This is a genomic window from Candidatus Allofournierella excrementavium, from assembly GCF_048526665.1.
GTDB classification, from domain to species: domain Bacteria; phylum Bacillota; class Clostridia; order Oscillospirales; family Ruminococcaceae; genus Allofournierella_A; species Allofournierella_A excrementavium.
This window is the reverse complement of sequence record NZ_DBGFPE010000039.1, coordinates 1-15197: the sequence shown is the minus strand read 5'-3', so window position 1 is coordinate 15197 and position 15197 is coordinate 1. Positions and strand designations below refer to the sequence as shown.

The window sequence follows — 15197 nt, the reverse complement described above, 5'->3', positions numbered from 1 at the left end:
TCCGTGGCGATGGGGTCAGCGGCCTTCCTTCTCCTGCTGCTGGCGGAAAAAGCGGGCCATTTCCAACAGTTTTTGTTTGTTTTCTTCGGTGAGGGTCTGGGTCTCGCTGTACAGCGCATAGGTGAAATCGTCCAGCCCCAGGCTGGCGGCGGGGGGCGTTTCCACACCCAGCAGCTTGTCCACGCTCACGCCGAAATAGGCGGCCACCTTGGTCAGCGTGTCCCCGCCGGGGGCCGCGCCGGTCTTCTTCCATTTGGTCACCGTGGCGTTGCTCAGGCCGATCTCGGCGGCGGCGCGGCTCAGGCTGACGCCCCGCTGTTCACACAAAGCCTTGTAGATGTCATAAAACACAAAAATCACGCCCTTCTTTTGTGTGAACTGCCGAAATCTAAAATTAGTTAGAAAAAGTGCTTGACATTCTAACCACAGTGAGATAATATAGGGACGAAGCCTAACCAAAGTTAGCAATTCGGCAGACGTAAACGATGGAACGGTTTTATTCTACCGCAAACGCTAACCAAAGTCAACAAAAAGGAAGGGAGGTCGGAAGGCTCTGCCGCTTCAAGAGTACCAGAACAAAAGTCCCATAAAACGGATAGAGGAGCCACCTTGGGGAATATGCCCGGCCTGCGGGCGGGCGCTGGGGCCCTATGACCGGGTGGTCTGGGCCGCAAAGGGCTGGCGGCGGGGCGCTTTTGCCGGGTGCGAAAGCTGCTTTGTGCCGCGAAAAGGGCGGGAAGTGCTGGTATACGAGGTGTGGGAGGCGCCGGAAGTGTGGTTTTTGAACGATTGATGCGGGCGGTGCGCGCCCTGTTCGGCCGCGCGGCTCAAACCAAACAAACGCAGGCGGACCCCTGCCGGGGGTGCCGCTGGCGCAGGGCGGGGGAGCAGTGCGTGCTGCCCAGCTGTTTTCGGCAAAAGGAGGAAGGGGAATGGAAGAAAAGAAACGCACGGTGAAACGCCGGGCCAAAAAGGGCGCGGAGCACACCGCCCGGTCCATCTGCCGGGAGCTGCTGGCCCGCACGCTGCCCGCCGGCGCGGCGGATTTCGGGGTGCTGCAAACGGTGGCGGAGGAGCTGGGGCGGGAGCAGGGCGGCCAGCCGGACCTTTATCAGCTGATGATGCTGGTGCAGCTGCAGAAGGCCATGAACGGCGACACCCGGGCGGCCACCTTCGTGCGGGACTGCGCGGGGGACAAGCCGGAGGCGGAGAGCCCGGGGGCGGCGGGCCTTTCCGACGGGGACCGGGCGCTGCTGCAAAAGCTGATGCGCCGTTTGGAGCAGGCCGATGCCGCGCGGGAAGGCTGACAACGCCGCCCGGCTGGCGGCGCTGCGCCAGGCGGAGCGGGACTACTGCCGCAGAGACCCTGTGTACTTTGTGGAGAACTACTGCCACATCGAGGACAAGGATGCCCCCGACCTCATCGCTCCGTTCACCCTCTGGCCGGGGCAGAAAAAGGCGCTGAAGGCCTTCGCGGACCACCGCCTCTGCGTGGTGCTGAAGGCGCGGCAGCTGGGCTTCACCTGGCTGGCGCTGGCGGAGGCGGCGCGGCTTCTGGTGCTGTGGCCGGGGCGCACGGTGGTGGGCCTCTCCCGCTCGGAGGAGGAGGCGAAAGAGCTGGTGCGGCGGCTGGGGGTGATGCTGCGGTACATGCCGGAGTTCGCCCAGCCCGCCGCCAGCGCGCCTCCCGGCTGGCAGGGGGCGGTGTTCGAGACCACCGCCCTGCGCATCACCCTGCGCTTTCCCGGCGCGCCGCCCGGGGTGTTCCAGGCGTTTCCCTCCGGGCCCAGCGTGGGGCGCAGCTTCACCGCCGACCTCATCATCATCGACGAATGGGCCTTTCAGCAGTTCGCCCGGGAGATCTGGGCCTCGGCCTTCCCGGTGGTGAACCGCCCGGAGGGCGGCCGGGTCATCGGCCTTTCCACCATCAAGCGGGGCACGCTGTTCGAAGAAATTTTTACCGGGCGGGGCAACGGCTTTTACAAGCTGTTCCTGCCCTGGTCGGCGGACCCGCGGCGAAACAAAGCCTGGTACAAACGCACCCTGGCGGCGCTGGGGCGGGACCGCACCCTGCAGGAGTACCCCGCCAGTGTGGAGGAGGCCCTCACTGTGCCGGGGGGAGCCTTCTTCCCGGAGGTGAGCGAGGTCTCCCACAAGGCGGCCCCCCCGACAGAGAACGCCCGCCGCTATGTGGCCATCGACTACGGCCTGGACATGCTCAGCGCCCACTGGATCGCGGTGGACGAGGCAGGAAAGGCGGTGGTCTACCGGGAGTTCGACGCGCCGGACCTGACCATCGGGCAGGCGGCGCGGGCGGTGCTGGAGCAAAGCGAAGGGGAGGACATCGAGCTGGTGCTGGCCCCGCCGGACCTGTGGAACCGCAGCCAGGAGAGCGGGCGCAGCCGCGCCCAGCTGTTCAGCGAGGCAGGGCTTGTGCTCACCCGCAGCAGCCGGGATTTTGCCGCCGGGTGCGCCGCCATGAAGGAGTGGCTGGCCACGGGCCCGGAAGGCGCGCCCGCCATGACCCTGGGGGATGTGCCGAACCTGTGGCGCTGCCTTGCCCGCATCCAGAAGGACGAGCACAACCCCGACGTTTACGCAAAGACGCCCCACGACCTGACCCACGATGTGGACAGCCTGCGCTATTTCTGCGTGTGGTGGAAAAACCCCGCCGCGCCCGGGGCGAAGGCGGAGCGGGCGGTGTGGGAGCCGGACCTCTATGAGGACTATGAGAACGCCGACGAGGAGGGCAAGGCCTATCTTCTGCGGCGCTACGGCGATCCTTGGGGCTGAAAACAGGAAAGGAGGTGATGTTGTATGCGCTGCCCCCAGTGCGGCATCGAAATGACGGTGCAGAGCCGCACCGCAGGCCCTCAGGGCGCGGTGCTGCGGCTGGCCTGCCGCAACCGCCGCTGCCCCGCCGCCGGGCGGGTGATGGCGGAAAAGCAGACAGGCGAGGCCAAACGAAAGGAGGTGAAAGGATGAAGCTGGAGATCAACAACAAGAGCGGTCAGATGGTGAAGGCCCCCAAGGTCTGCCCCGGCAAAAAGCCGGTGAAGGCCAAGGGCGGCGACCTGCGCGCCGGTGCGCAGGCCAAGGGCAAGCAGTGATGCGGGCAAAGAGGGAAAGGAGGAGAGTTCATGGAGAGCGAAGAGCGCGCCCTGCCGGAACAGGAGATGCCCGCCGCTGAGGCGGAAAGCCCACTGCCTGCCGCCGCGGCCCCGGCGGAGTGCGGGGAAGGGCAGGCCCCGGCGGAGGGCTGGGGGGAACAGGCCCCGGCAGCGCAGGAAATGCCGGGCACGCCGCTGGCCCAGTTCGCCCTGGAGCAGCAGCTGGCCCGGGGCCGGCGGCTGCTGGACGAGCAGCTGCGCATCATCGAGTCGGTGGACCCGGCGGTGAAGAGCCTGGCGGACCTGCGCACCCAGCCGGAGTTCAGCCACTTTGACAAGCTGGTGAAGAGCGGCATGACCATCAGCGACGCCTACAAGCTGGCCTGCTTTGACCGGCTGGGCCGCCAGCAGGCGGCCGCGGCCCGGCAGGCGGCCATCAACGACGTGCGCGCCAAGGAGCATCTGGCCCCGGTGGGCGGCGGCCAGGCGGCGGAGGACGGCCTCACCGACGAGATCATCCGCAACTACCGCCAGTACAATCCCCGGTGGACCCGCGCCCAGATCGCGGCCTTCCACCGCAGCTACAAACAAGGAGTGTGAGAGCATGTTTCGTATCTACAAGCGGGCCATCGGCGACGTGGAGCCCTTTGAGTATCTGCCCGGTTCCGAGGAACTGACCGCGGGCAGTGCCGCCAAACTGGCCTCCGGCAAGCTGGCCAAGTGCGGCGCGGCGGAAAAGCCCGCCTGCATCGTGGCGGGCGTCAAGCGGGAGGACGGCGATTACCCGGTCATCCGCGCGCTGCCCACCACCATCTTTGAGACCGAGGCCTCCGATGCGGTGGCCGCCGACAAGGTGGGCACCACCCTGCAGCTGAACGAGACCGCCGACGGCGTGACCACCGCCGCGGGCGGCCCCTTCACCGTGACCTGGGCCGACGGCGGCACCCTGGTGCGGGGCTACTTCGAGCCTGCGGCAGCTTCTGTGTAAGGAAAGGAGAGGGAGAGTATGAGCATCATCTTCAGTCAGGGGTCCGGCGTTGCCGACTCGGTGTTCGGCAAGAGCCAGGCCCCCATCAAGGCCATGATCGAGAGCGGCGTGGAGGCCTTCCAGCAGTTCAGCGCCGTGGACAAGGTGTTCAGCATGGACACCACCAAGAACTACGCCGAGAAGTACACCAGCGAGACGAGCCTGGGCGACTTCGCCGACGTGGGCGAGAACGGCGCCTACCCCAAGATCAGCATGCGGGAGGGCTACTCCAAGGTCATCGAGCCCACCACCTGGAAGTCCAGCTTTGAGGTCACCCAGGAGATGGTGGAGGACGCGAAGATCGGCAAGGTGCGCCGCCGCGCCAACATCTTCACCACCAGCTACAACCGCACCCGCGAGAAGTTCGCCGCAAGCCTGGTGTCCGGCGGTCTGGAGAACTCCGTGAAGTTCGGCGGCAAGACCTATTCCACCACCAGCGCCGACGGTGTGTCCCTGTTCAACACCGCCCATCCCAGCATCACCAAAAAGGGCATGACCCAGTCCAACCGCTTCAAGGGCGCCTTTTCCACCGAGATGCTGGACGCGGTGCAGGAGAAGATGCAGGCTTTCACCGACGACGACGGCAACCTGCTGAACGTGGCCCCGGACACCATCATCATCCCCAACGTGGGCAGCCTCAAGCGCGCGGTGCTGGCTGTGGTGGGCAGCGATCTGGACCCCAACACCTCCAGCAACGCCCTCAACTTCCAGTGCGGGCTGTGGAACGTCATCGTCTGGCCGTACCTGCCCACTGCCATCGGCGGCAAGCCCTACTTCCTGCTGATGGACAGCCAGTTCAAGGACAACTATGAGTGCCTGCCCTGGCTGGACCGCGTGCCCCTGAGCGTGCGCAGCGACATCGACATGAACACCGACGCCAATGTCATCAAGGGCCGCGCCCGCTTCGGCGCCGGCTTCAACAACTGGCGCTGCATCGCCATCTGCGGCGAGGGTGTGGAGGGCACCGAGCTCACCGCGTAAAGCCCCATTTCCAACGGTGCGGCGGGGCGCAAAAGCGCCCCGCCGCTTGCACGGAGGTGAACGATGAAGGACAAAGGACAGGAAAAGAAGCGCCGCGCCTTCTGGCAGGCCCGCCTGGACGACGCCCGCCGCCAGTACGCGGAAAAGCGCGAGAGGATGGACCGCCGGGAGGACTGCTACAAGGGCACCCGCCACATCCCGGCGGCGGGGGGCGGCGCGGCCAAGGCGGCGGGCAACGTGCGCAACATCATCTATGAGCTCATCGAGAGCCAGGTGGACGCCAGCATCCCCCAGCCCCGGGTCACCGCGGTGCACCCGGAGGACCGGCAGCTGGCCAAAAAGATCGAGGCCATGCTGCTGGCCCAGATACGCCAGCGCAACTTCAAGGAGATGAACGACGAGCAGGAGCGCACGGTGCCCATCCAGGGCGGCGACTTCTGGCACGTGGAGTGGGACCCCGAAGGGGGATTCCACTGCCAGATGGGCGACCTCTCGGTGGAGCTGCGGCACCCCAAGCAGGTCATTCCCCAGCCGGGCGTGTATGACCTGGAAAAGATGGACTACCTCTTCGTGCTGGTGAGCCAGAGCCGCCGCGCGCTGGAAAAGCGCTACGGCGTGCGGCTGCCGGAGGAGGGGGAGAGCGACGTGGCCGCCCGCACGGCGGCGGAGGAAAGCTCCGTGGAGGGCCTTGTGACCCAGAACATCGCCTATTACCGCAACAGCGCGGGGGGCGTGGGGTGCTTCAGCTGGGTGGGGGACGTGACCCTGGAGGACATGGAGGACTACCAGAGCCGCCGCCTGTGGGTGTGCGCCGGGTGCGGCGCCACGGTGGACCCGCCCCGGGGCGGAAAGGCCGCCCGCTGCCCGGTGTGCGGGGCGAAAAGCGCCCGCAGTGAGCCGGTGCGCGTGCAGGCCCTGCCCCATGACGTGACCCTGCCCGGCGGCGAGGTGCTGGCAGCGGTGAGCGAGGGCCCGGCGCAGCCGGTGGTGAACCCGGACGGCACTTTGCAGCGGGACGAGGTCACCGGCGAGATCATCCTGATGCCGGGAGAAGTGCAGCCCACTGTGGTGCCCGCATACAGCCCCGGGACCTATCCGCTGGTGCTGCGGCGCAACGTGCGCCTGTTCGGCCAGCTGCTGGGGGCCAGCGACGTGGACGCGGTGGAGGACCAGCAGGTGGCCATCAACAAATACGGCACCAAAATTCAGGAAAAGCTGCTGAAGGGCGGCAGCTACGTCACCCTGCCCCAAGGGGTGAACATCGAGACCACCGACCGGGAGCTGAAGATCATCCGGCTGAAAAACCCGGCGGACAAGGCCCTCATCAGCGTGCTGAACATCCAGCCGGACACCAGCCGCGACCAGCAGATGCTGGAAGTCAATTACAGCTGGGCCAAGAGCACCCTGGGCATCACCGACGCATTCCAGGGCAAATACGACGCTTCCGCCACCAGCGGCACCGCCAAGCAGTTCTCCGCCAATCAGTCGGCGGGGCGGCTGCAGTCCAAGCGGGAGATGAAGAACCAGGCCTACGCACGGCTCTACAAGCTGATGTTCCAGTTCATGCTGGCCTACGCCGACGAGCCCTATCCCATGACCCTGCGCGGGCCGGACGGCACGGTGGAGTACGCCCATTTTGACCGCTACGAGTTTTTGAAGCGGGACGCGGCGGGCCAGCTCTACTGGAACGATGAGTTCCTGTTCGATGTGGACCCGGCCTCGAATCTCGCCGCCAACCGCGAGACCCTCTGGACCATGATCGACCAGAAGTATCAGGCGGGAGCCTTCGGGCCGCTGGGAGAGACGGCCAGCCTCTACCGGCTGTGGACGCTGCTGGCCGAGACCGGCTATCCCCACGCCGAGGCCATGAAGGCCAGCGTGGGCCAGCAGCTGGAAAAGGAACAGGGCGGGCAGGCGCAGGAGAGCGCTTTGCCCGGGAAAGGAGGGAGCGTGCTGTGACCTGGAAGGAAGTGAAGCTGGCCACGCTGCAGAAGATGTTCAGCGCCGAGGGCCTGACCATCAACGAGGCGGACGACAGCGTCAGCGAGTACATCAACGCCATGCCCCAGGCGGCCAACGAGGGGCTGCAGCTTTTGTGCACCGCGGGCAAATATCTGCGCCGGTGCCTGGAACTGGAGCCGGGCGCGGCGGGCGAGACCCGCACCGTGGACCTGAAAACGGCCGCGCCCGACCTCTACCGCATCGAGCAGCTGGAGGTGTACGCCTTCGACGAGGCGGGCGCGCCGGTGCCGGTGCGGGGGGCGAAGCTGGTGGCCGGGCGGTATCTTGTGCTGACAAACCAGCCGGGCGGAAAGCTGGCCCTCTATTACAACGCCTGGCCCCAGCCGGTGACCCACGCCACGGCGGACGACCAGGAGCTGCCCCTGGACCCGGAGGTGGCGGTGCTGCTGCCCCTCTACATGGCCAGCCAGCTCTACAAGGACGACGACATCACCCTGGCCACCATGTACCGCAACGAATTCGAGGTGGCCTTCAGCCTGCTTCAGCGGGCGGACACCGGCGAGGTGGGCGGCCAGTTCACCTGCGCCACGGGGTGGTGGTGAGATGGCCCGGTTTTCAGTGCCCGCCCAGCCGTCCCGCAGCGTTTTGCATGTGGACCGGCTGCTGGGCGTGGACATGACCAACGACCCCGGCAATGTGGCCAAGGAGCAGAGCCCCTGCGGCGACAACATGATCCGGGACGTGCCCGGCAAGGTGCGCAAGTGCATGGGCTACCAGCGCATCGCCACCCTTTCCGGCGCGGTGCACGGCTGCCACTTTTTCAAGGACGAGGCGCTGGTGCACGCGGGCGGCGCGCTTTTCCGCACCAGCCGCGACTGGCAGGCCGAGCCTGAGCAGGTGTACGAGGGCATGGCGGATTCCGCCAGCCGCAGCTGGCTTTTGGACGGGCGGCTGTTCATCGCCGACGGCAAGGCGCTGCTGGTGTACGACGGCGAGACGGTGCAGCCCGCCGCCGGTCTGGCCAAGGTGCCGCTGTTCACCATCGCCCGGCCCCCGGCGGGGGGCGGCGTGCAGTACGAGCCGCTGAACCTGCTGCAGCCCAAATTCACCGAGCGCTTTGCCGGCACCGAGGCGGACACCGTCTATTGCATGAGCTTTTCGGGCCTGGACGAGACGCCGGTGACCGCCCGCCTTTTGGAAAAGACCGGCGAGTGGCGGGAGCTGACCGAGGGCGAGGACTTCACGGTGGACCGGGAGTCAGGGCAGGTGACCTTTGAAACGGCCCCCGGCAAGAGCCCGGTCACCGGCGAGGACAACGTGGAGATCACCGCCGCCCGCACGGTGGCGGGCTATGCCGACCGCATCAACAAGTGCGACGTGGGCGCGCTGTTCGGCGTGGGCGGCGCGGCGGACCGGCTGTTTTTGTCCGGCAACGGGGAATTCCCCAACTATGACTGGTTCAGCGGCCAGAACGACGGCACCTACTGGCCGGACACCGGCTACTCGATGCTGGGCGGCGGCGCGGGAGCGGTGATGGGCTACTCGGTCATCGAGAACTACCTGGCCGCCCACAAGGACGCGGGCGAGACCGAGCGCAACGTCATCCTGCGGCGGGGCGATCTGGTGGACGACGAGCCCGCCTTTCCCATCGTGAACACCCTGCAGGGGCCCGGCGCGGTGGCCAAGGGCAGCTTTGCCTATCTCGCCTCGGAGCCGGTGTTCCTCACGGCGCTGGGCATCTACGCCGTCACCCCCAGCGACATCAGCGGCGAGCGTTACAGCCAGAACCGCAGCTACTACGTGAACGGCGCGCTCACCAAAGAAACGGGGCTGGAGGCGGCCTCGGCGGCGGTGCACCGGGACCTTTACTGGCTGTGTCTCAACGGCAAGGCCTACATCCTGGACGGCATGCAGGACCTGGGGGTGCGCAGCGGCGAGCCGTACAGCACCCGGCAGTACGCCTGCTTTTACCGCACCGGCCTGCCCGCTGTGAGCATCTGGACCGACGGCGACGCGCTGTTTTTCGGCGACGGCGAGGGCGGGGTGTTCCGATTCTATTCCGACACTTCCATGCCCGAGAGCTACAACGACGACGGCGCGCCCATCCGCGCGGTGTGGGAGACGCCGGACCTGGGCGGCAAGCTGTTCTACAAAAACAAGAGCTTCTGCCGCTTCGCGCTGCAGCTCACCCCGGCGGCGGCCACCAGCGTGGCGGTGTGGGCCCAGAAGCGGGGCAGCTGGCGTCTGGTGCGCAAGGAGGAGCGCAAGGCGCGGTATCTCAGCTACCGGCGCTGGTGCTACTCCAAGTTCACCTACTCCAACGACAGCACCACCAAGACTCTGCACGGCAAGCTGCGCATCAAGCGGGTGGACAAGGCCCGTTTCCGTTTTGAGAACGACGAGCTCAACGAGCCCTTCGGCCTGATGGCCTGGGCGCTGGAGTTCTCCGAGAACGGCAACTACAAAGGATAGGAAAGGAGAGATAGCATGGCATTCGAGCGGATCACCGAGGACGATCTGCAGGGCAAGGGCAACCTTGGCCGTCCGGACACCCCCGGCGTGGACACCACCGAGATGCAGCGCATCCTGGACGAGCTGCCCCGGGAGGTCATCGTGCCCGCCTTCAACCGGCTGGCGGAACAGCTGGAGGCGGCCGACGCCGCCGCCAGCCTGGGGGCACGGCCTCCCGAGGGCCTGCCGGAGGACACCCCCGCCACGGCGCAGGGGGTGCTGGAGGCGATGCAGGCCGGGGCGGCGGAACACGCCGCCCGCACCGACAACCCCCACGCGGTCACCGCCGCCCAGACCGGGGCTTACACCAAGGCGGAGACCGAGGAGGCCATCGGCCGGCGGGTGGTGGAGATCGGCGCGGGAGACATGGCTCAGGCGGTGTACGACCCGGCCAGGCTGGGCGTGGACGTGACAGTGCAGACCTACACCCACACCAGAAGCGGCACGGTGCACAATTTTGCGGGCAGCGGGGCCAACGGCCGGGCGCTGATGACCGCCGACGTGCAGGCGGGGGACACCTTCGCGGTGAACGGTGAGCCGGTGACGGCCTACATGGGCACGGAGAGCGCCGCCGGCGCCATGGCCGGCAGCCAGTGGAACGGCAGGTGGGTGAGCTTTGTCTTTGACGGCGAGACCCTAAATTTTAAGGGCGGGGGTGGGCTGCCGGCGGCCGACAGGGCAAAGCTCATCCCCGGCAACATCAAAGCAGGGGTGACCTTTTTTGAGGGGACGCCCCGGGCGGTGGCCGGCACCTTCACAGCGGACGCCGACGCCGGCGCCGCCGACCTTCTCAGCGGCCGCACCGCCTATGTGAACGGGGAAAAGGTCACCGGCTCTATCCCTTCCAAGGCCGCCGCCACCTACACTCCCGCCGCCGCGGACCAGACCATCGAAGCGGGGCAGTATCTCTCCGGGGCACAGACCGTCCGGGGCGACGCGAACCTCAAAGCGGAGAACATCAAACAGGGCGCGAGCATTTTCGGGGTGGCCGGCGCGCTGAAGCTCCTGTATGCCGGCGGCTGCAAAACCGGCACCTACGCCGGCGGCGTCCGGTGGAACGGCGCGTCCTATGTGTATGAGGGCCACAGCTATTTCTACCTGACCGGCCAGCCCAAAACGCTGTATGTGCAGTATGAGGCCACGCCCTATGTCAAGGTGGACGGCAAGACCTATGGGCCGGGGCAGCACGACATCTCCTCGGCGAAGGCCAACTGTTATGTGGAATACGGCGATACGGGAAGCAGAGCCGGCATCTGCATCCTGGGCGTGTGAAGCGGCCCGGCCTGGAAAGGAGAAGACGATCCTCATGCGGAAAAGCAGCGACAGCGCCCTGCGGGCGCTGGATATTTCAAAGCATCAGAGCACCTTCGCCCCGCAGAAGGCCAAGGCGGCGGGCATCTCCGCCGTCATCCTGCGGGCGGCCTACGGCGGCACGCGGGACGTGCGCTTCGAGCGCTTCGCCGCCGACTGCCGTGCGGCGGGCCTTGCCACCGGGGCGTACATCTTTCTGACCCATCACTACTACAATAAAAACAAGGGCAGCGCCGAGACCGCCCGCGCCATCCTGAACGGGCAGATCGACGCGCTGCTGGAGACCCTGGCGGGGCAGGGCGTCACCAGCTGGGTGGCGCTGGACCAGGAGCTGGAGGCGGGCCAGACCATGGCCCTGGCCCCGGCGGAGAACACCGCCCTGCTCAACGAGGCCGCCGCGCGGCTGCGGCAGGCGGGCTATGCCCCCTGCGTCTACTGCTCCGCCAGCTGGGCCAAAAGCCGCCTTGACGTGGAGCGGCTGGACTGCCCGCTGTGGCTGGCTTACTACTACGCGGACCCGGAGGACCCGGATTTCGACGACTGCGCGGCCCTTGAGAACCTGAACACCGCCTGGGGCGAGTACACCCGCAGCCTGGGGCACAAGCTCTGCGGCTGGCAGTTCGGGCGCATCGGCTACGGCGCGAAATACGGCGTGGGCAGCGCCAACGTGGACCGGGACTGGATCTATTTCCAGCCGGGGGAAGAAGAGGAGGAAACGCCTGTGTTTACATCTGACACACTGAAGATCGGCCCCGTCTCCACCGGGGACCGGGCCGCCATCCGCGCTTTGGCCGAGAGCCTGAGCATTCCGGCCAGGGACGAGGGGGACTATCTCATCGTGGGCCCCATGGGCTCCGTCAGCAGGGACGCGGTGGCGGGCAGGGCCCTGACCCTGGGCCTTGGCTGCCGGGACTGGACCGCGCCGGAAGAGGGCGGAGAAGAGCCGCAGCAGCCCGCGGGCATGGAGCAGGCGCTGGCTGCGCTGGAGCGCATCGAGCAGGCGCAGGCGGCCCAGAGAGAACAGCTTGCCGCCCTGGCGGAAAAGCTGCGGGCCGCCGGCGGCGCGCTGGCGGGATGAAAGGAGGAGCATCCATGGACAACAGTAATATCTTTCTGGCGGTGAAGGCCGCCATCGTGGGGGTGTTCGGCGCATTCGGCGCGGCCTTCGGCTGGCTGGGCTGGCTGGTGCTGGCCTGGGTGGCGTGCATGGCGGTGGACTGGCTCAGCGGCTCTTCGGCGGCCATGCAGGCGGGCCAGTGGTCCAGCGCCAGGGCCCGCGGCGGCATCTGGCACAAGGCGGGCATGATCGTGGTGGTCATCGTGGCGGCGCTGGCCGACGCGGTGCTGGGCACGGTGGCGGCCAAGGTGCCCGGCCTGCCGGTGGAGTACACGGTGCTGCTTCTGCCGATGGTGCTGGTGTGGTACATCCTCACCGAGCTGGGCAGCATCCTGGAAAACGCCGCCGCCATGGGCGCGCCGGTGCCGGAGTTCCTGATCCGCATCCTGGCGAATGCCAAGGACACGGTGGAGGACGCCGCCGGCGAAGCGTGATGAAAAGGAGGAAGTGAAGAATGGCATTTGTGGAAGGCACCGGCGGCCCGGTGAACGGCACCGGCTGGAAGAACCAGAACAAGAACCAGAGCAGCGCCTCCAAGGGCGGCTCCGGCGGCGCGTCCTATGACCTGAGCTGGCTGCAAAGCCTCTATGCCCAGCAGCAGGCGGCGGCCGCCGCGGCGGAACAGGCCAAGCGGGCCGCGGCCCAGCAGGCCTACGAGCGCAGCATGGCGGCGCTGAACGCCGCCTACAACGGCCAGATCCAGGCGCTGAAAAACAACTACAACTCCACCCTGGGCCAGCTGCAGAGCGACTATGAGAACGGGGCCGCGGGGGTGAACTTCAACGCGGACAACGCCTTGCAGCAGGCCTACATCAACCAGATGATGACCCTCAAGAGCCTGCCTCAGCAGCTCTCGGCCCAGGGCATCGGCGGCGGCGCGGCCGAGACCACGCTGGCGGGGGTCTACAACAACTACGGCAACAGCCGCAACGAGATCGACGTGGCTCGCGGCCAGAGCCTGGGCGACCTGCTGGCCCAGCTGAACGCCGGCAGGACCCAGGCCCAGCAGGCCTACAACAGCCAGCTTTCGGACGCGCAGGCCGCCCGCCTCGCCTACGAGATGCAGCTGGAGCAGAATCTGGCCAACGCCATTGCGGACGCGGCCACCGTGAACTACGACCAGCAGTTCCAGATCAGCAGCCAGTATCTGGAGCAGATGTCCAAGCTGCAGAGCGAAATGGCCTCCGCCGCCCAGAAGGCGAGCCAGACCTCCATCAGCGCGTCCAACACCCAGCAGTCCAAGAGCGTGCAGCAGAAGGAACTGCTGGAGCAGGTGTGGCGCAGCGCCTGGCAGAACGCGAAGAAAGGCGGCGCCAGCAGCTCCGAAGCCCGGCAGGCCGCCAACGCCGCGGCCGCCCAGTATGTGGTGGAGGGCGTGAGCAGCAAACTGTTCACCAAGGCCGAAGCCAACAGCTGGCTCATGCAGATCGCCCAGAACCGCACCTGACGAGCCTTTCGGAACACAACAGCAAAAGCCGCCCGGGCCATTGGACCGGGCGGCTTTTCTTGTGTCGGCGGCTCTGCCGTGCTTCACAGCCGCCGTCCCATGCGGCTGACCGCGATGACCACGCTGTCGATGCCCAGCAGGATGAGGTAGGCGCTGGCAAAGCAGCGGATGGTGGTCAGGGTGAACAGGGGGTCGAACAGCATCAAAAAGCCCAGCACCAGCCCGATGATGTTGATGACCAGCGTGAAATAGTAGATGCCGCGGCCCGCCACGAAGCGGATGTGCCCCAGATGTACCAGCCGGGAGATGCCGTGGGCGATGAACCAGATGGGGAACAGGAGGGTCAGCACCAGCACGCCCGTGGAGGGATAGACCACCAGCACCAGGCCGGTCATGACGCTCAGCACGCCGGAGACCAGGGAGAGCAGGGGGCCGAGGCCCGTGTACCGCTCCACCTCGATGAACAGGATGATGTCCGCCACGCCCACGATCACAGCGGCGATGCCGTAGGCGAAAACCAGCCCCGTCAGGGCCAGGTCGGGCGCCGCAAAGGCAAACACGCCCAGCACGATCAGCACGATGCCGATGACCAGCTCCAGCCAGCCAAACCCGGAACGTCCTCTCATTGCGCTTCGCCTTCCGTCAGGATCTGCATGAATTCTTCGCCGGTGATGGTCTCTTTTTCATAGAGGTACTGGGCCAGCTGGTCCAGCTTGTCCCGGTTCTCTTCCAGGATCTTCTTCGCCTTTTCGTGCTGAGCCTTCACCAGCTCCACCACCTTCTGGTCCACCTCTTTCTGGGTGTCCGGCGAGCAGGCGAGGGAGGAGTCGCCTCCCAGGTACTGGTTCTGCACTGTTTCCAGCGCCACCATGTCAAAATCCTCGCTCATGCCGTAGCGGGTGATCATGGCCCGGGCCAGTTTGGTGGCCTGCTCGATGTCGTTGGAGGCTCCGGTGGTAACGGAGTGGAACACCAGCTCCTCGGCGGCACGGCCTCCGGTAAAGGTGGCGATCTTGTTTTCCAACTCCGTCTGGTTCATCAGGTAGTGGTTGCCCTCGTCCACCTGCATGGTGTAGCCCAGGGCACCGGAGGTCCGGGGGATGATGGTGATCTTTTGCACCGGAGCCGAGTGGGACTGCTTGGCTGCCACCAGGGCGTGGCCGATCTCGTGGTAGGCCACGATGCACTTTTCCTGATCTGTCAGGATGGAGTTCTTTTTCTGGTAGCCTGCAATGACCACCTCGATGCTCTCCTCCAGGTCTGCCTGGGTCACGCTTTTGCGCCCGGCCCGTACGGCTCGCAGCGCAGCCTCGTTGACGATGTTGGCCAGCTCGGCACCGGAAGCACCGGAGGCCATGCGGGCCACAGTGTTAAAGTCCACCCCCGGGGCGATCTTTACCTTTTTGGCGTGGACCTTCAGGATCTCCTCCCGGCCCTTCAGGTCCGGCAGCTCCACCGGCACCCGGCGGTCAAAGCGGCCGGGACGGGTCAGAGCCGGGTCCAGGGAATCCGGGCGGTTGGTGGCTGCCAGGATGATGACCCCGGTGTTGCCCTCAAAGCCGTCCATTTCCGTCAGCAGCTGGTTCAGGGTCTGCTCACGCTCGTCGTTGCCCCCCAGATTGCCGCTGTTGCGCTTCTGGCCAATGGCGTCGATCTCGTCGATAAACACGATGCAGGGGGCCTTTTCCTTGGCCTGCTTGAACAGGTCCCGGACCTTGGAGGCACCCATGC

17 protein-coding genes are annotated in these 15197 nt (G+C 66.5%); 14 read left to right on the top strand and 3 right to left on the bottom strand.

Annotation, left to right across the window (positions count from 1 at the left end):
* Positions 1 to 15: 15 nt before the first annotated feature.
* Positions 16 to 360 carry a helix-turn-helix domain-containing protein gene (locus ACMI1Q_RS09590; RefSeq protein ID WP_419503599.1) on the bottom strand — a complete coding sequence of 115 codons (345 nt, stop codon included), beginning with the start codon at positions 358 to 360 and terminating at the stop codon, positions 16 to 18.
* A gap of 572 nt (positions 361 to 932) precedes the next feature.
* Between ACMI1Q_RS09590 and ACMI1Q_RS09585 the strand changes: the two genes are divergently transcribed.
* The 14 genes from ACMI1Q_RS09585 to ACMI1Q_RS09520 all read left to right on the top strand — a co-directional run bounded on the left by ACMI1Q_RS09585 (position 933) and on the right by ACMI1Q_RS09520 (position 13466).
* Positions 933 to 1307 (top strand): hypothetical protein, encoded by a 375-nt coding sequence (locus ACMI1Q_RS09585; protein WP_177522360.1) that lies wholly within the window; start codon positions 933 to 935, stop codon positions 1305 to 1307.
* Complete coding sequence (locus tag ACMI1Q_RS09580) at positions 1288 to 2793, top strand: hypothetical protein (protein ID WP_419503598.1); 1506 nt, start codon at positions 1288 to 1290, stop codon at positions 2791 to 2793. The genes ACMI1Q_RS09585 and ACMI1Q_RS09580 overlap by 20 nt, the downstream gene beginning before the upstream one ends.
* 24 nt (positions 2794 to 2817) lie before the next feature.
* On the top strand, positions 2818 to 2985 hold the full coding sequence (locus tag ACMI1Q_RS09575; protein WP_330058439.1) for a hypothetical protein: 168 nt from the start codon (positions 2818 to 2820) through the stop codon (positions 2983 to 2985).
* Positions 2982 to 3110: a hypothetical protein gene (locus tag ACMI1Q_RS09570; protein ID WP_330058437.1), complete on the top strand. Its 129-nt coding sequence runs from the start codon at positions 2982 to 2984 to the stop codon at positions 3108 to 3110. Before ACMI1Q_RS09575 ends, ACMI1Q_RS09570 begins: the two co-directional genes overlap by 4 nt.
* Positions 3111 to 3140: 30 nt before the next feature.
* Entirely contained in the window at positions 3141 to 3710 is a 570-nt protein-coding gene (locus ACMI1Q_RS09565; protein WP_419503597.1) for a hypothetical protein, read from the top strand.
* A gap of 4 nt (positions 3711 to 3714) precedes the next feature.
* A complete protein-coding gene (locus ACMI1Q_RS09560; RefSeq protein ID WP_419503596.1) occupies positions 3715 to 4098 on the top strand; it encodes a hypothetical protein in 384 nt (127 codons plus the stop codon).
* 18 nt (positions 4099 to 4116) lie between these two features.
* Positions 4117 to 5118, top strand: a complete 1002-nt coding sequence (locus ACMI1Q_RS09555; RefSeq protein ID WP_330058432.1) for a Mu-like prophage major head subunit gpT family protein — start codon at positions 4117 to 4119, stop codon at positions 5116 to 5118.
* A gap of 63 nt (positions 5119 to 5181) precedes the next feature.
* Positions 5182 to 7077, top strand: coding sequence for a hypothetical protein (locus ACMI1Q_RS09550; RefSeq protein ID WP_419503595.1), 1896 nt, complete (start codon positions 5182 to 5184; stop codon positions 7075 to 7077).
* Positions 7074 to 7682: a hypothetical protein gene (locus ACMI1Q_RS09545; protein ID WP_419503594.1), complete on the top strand. Its 609-nt coding sequence runs from the start codon at positions 7074 to 7076 to the stop codon at positions 7680 to 7682. Before ACMI1Q_RS09550 ends, ACMI1Q_RS09545 begins: the two co-directional genes overlap by 4 nt.
* 1 nt (position 7683) lies before the next feature.
* Positions 7684 to 9552 carry a hypothetical protein gene (locus ACMI1Q_RS09540; protein ID WP_419503593.1) on the top strand — a complete coding sequence of 623 codons (1869 nt, stop codon included), beginning with the start codon at positions 7684 to 7686 and terminating at the stop codon, positions 9550 to 9552.
* 15 nt (positions 9553 to 9567) lie between these two features.
* Positions 9568 to 10863 carry a hypothetical protein gene (locus ACMI1Q_RS09535; RefSeq protein WP_419503592.1) on the top strand — a complete coding sequence of 432 codons (1296 nt, stop codon included), beginning with the start codon at positions 9568 to 9570 and terminating at the stop codon, positions 10861 to 10863.
* Between the two features lie 34 nt (positions 10864 to 10897).
* On the top strand, positions 10898 to 11980 hold the full coding sequence (locus ACMI1Q_RS09530; protein WP_419503591.1) for a GH25 family lysozyme: 1083 nt from the start codon (positions 10898 to 10900) through the stop codon (positions 11978 to 11980).
* Between the two features lie 14 nt (positions 11981 to 11994).
* Positions 11995 to 12453: a phage holin family protein gene (locus ACMI1Q_RS09525; protein WP_417025361.1), complete on the top strand. Its 459-nt coding sequence runs from the start codon at positions 11995 to 11997 to the stop codon at positions 12451 to 12453.
* A gap of 20 nt (positions 12454 to 12473) precedes the next feature.
* Complete coding sequence (locus tag ACMI1Q_RS09520) at positions 12474 to 13466, top strand: hypothetical protein (RefSeq protein WP_394980300.1); 993 nt, start codon at positions 12474 to 12476, stop codon at positions 13464 to 13466.
* A gap of 83 nt (positions 13467 to 13549) precedes the next feature.
* On the opposite strand, the gene ACMI1Q_RS09515 is transcribed toward ACMI1Q_RS09520, so the two are convergent.
* Complete coding sequence (locus tag ACMI1Q_RS09515) at positions 13550 to 14092, bottom strand: HdeD family acid-resistance protein (protein ID WP_330058418.1); 543 nt, start codon at positions 14090 to 14092, stop codon at positions 13550 to 13552.
* Positions 14089 to 15197: ATP-dependent metallopeptidase FtsH/Yme1/Tma family protein (locus tag ACMI1Q_RS09510; protein WP_419503590.1), on the bottom strand; the 1109-nt coding region annotated here is incomplete at its 5' end. The genes ACMI1Q_RS09510 and ACMI1Q_RS09515, both read right to left, overlap by 4 nt.

Bases quoted from the DNA above. Each gene is read 5' to 3' on its own strand.
- ACMI1Q_RS09585 (WP_177522360.1), top strand. From the start codon at position 933: ATGGAAGAAAAGAAACGCACGGTGAAACGCCGGGCCAAAAAGGGCGCG.
- ACMI1Q_RS09580 (WP_419503598.1), top strand. From the start codon at position 1,288: ATGCCGCGCGGGAAGGCTGACAACGCCGCCCGGCTGGCGGCGCTGCGC.
- ACMI1Q_RS09575 (WP_330058439.1), top strand. From the start codon at position 2,818: ATGCGCTGCCCCCAGTGCGGCATCGAAATGACGGTGCAGAGCCGCACC.
- ACMI1Q_RS09570 (WP_330058437.1), top strand. From the start codon at position 2,982: ATGAAGCTGGAGATCAACAACAAGAGCGGTCAGATGGTGAAGGCCCCC.
- ACMI1Q_RS09565 (WP_419503597.1), top strand. From the start codon at position 3,141: ATGGAGAGCGAAGAGCGCGCCCTGCCGGAACAGGAGATGCCCGCCGCT.
- ACMI1Q_RS09560 (WP_419503596.1), top strand. From the start codon at position 3,715: ATGTTTCGTATCTACAAGCGGGCCATCGGCGACGTGGAGCCCTTTGAG.
- ACMI1Q_RS09555 (WP_330058432.1), top strand. From the start codon at position 4,117: ATGAGCATCATCTTCAGTCAGGGGTCCGGCGTTGCCGACTCGGTGTTC.
- ACMI1Q_RS09550 (WP_419503595.1), top strand. From the start codon at position 5,182: ATGAAGGACAAAGGACAGGAAAAGAAGCGCCGCGCCTTCTGGCAGGCC.
- ACMI1Q_RS09540 (WP_419503593.1), top strand. From the start codon at position 7,684: ATGGCCCGGTTTTCAGTGCCCGCCCAGCCGTCCCGCAGCGTTTTGCAT.
- ACMI1Q_RS09535 (WP_419503592.1), top strand. From the start codon at position 9,568: ATGGCATTCGAGCGGATCACCGAGGACGATCTGCAGGGCAAGGGCAAC.
- ACMI1Q_RS09530 (WP_419503591.1), top strand. From the start codon at position 10,898: ATGCGGAAAAGCAGCGACAGCGCCCTGCGGGCGCTGGATATTTCAAAG.
- ACMI1Q_RS09525 (WP_417025361.1), top strand. From the start codon at position 11,995: ATGGACAACAGTAATATCTTTCTGGCGGTGAAGGCCGCCATCGTGGGG.
- ACMI1Q_RS09520 (WP_394980300.1), top strand. From the start codon at position 12,474: ATGGCATTTGTGGAAGGCACCGGCGGCCCGGTGAACGGCACCGGCTGG.
- ACMI1Q_RS09515 (WP_330058418.1), bottom strand. From the start codon at position 14,092: ATGAGAGGACGTTCCGGGTTTGGCTGGCTGGAGCTGGTCATCGGCATC.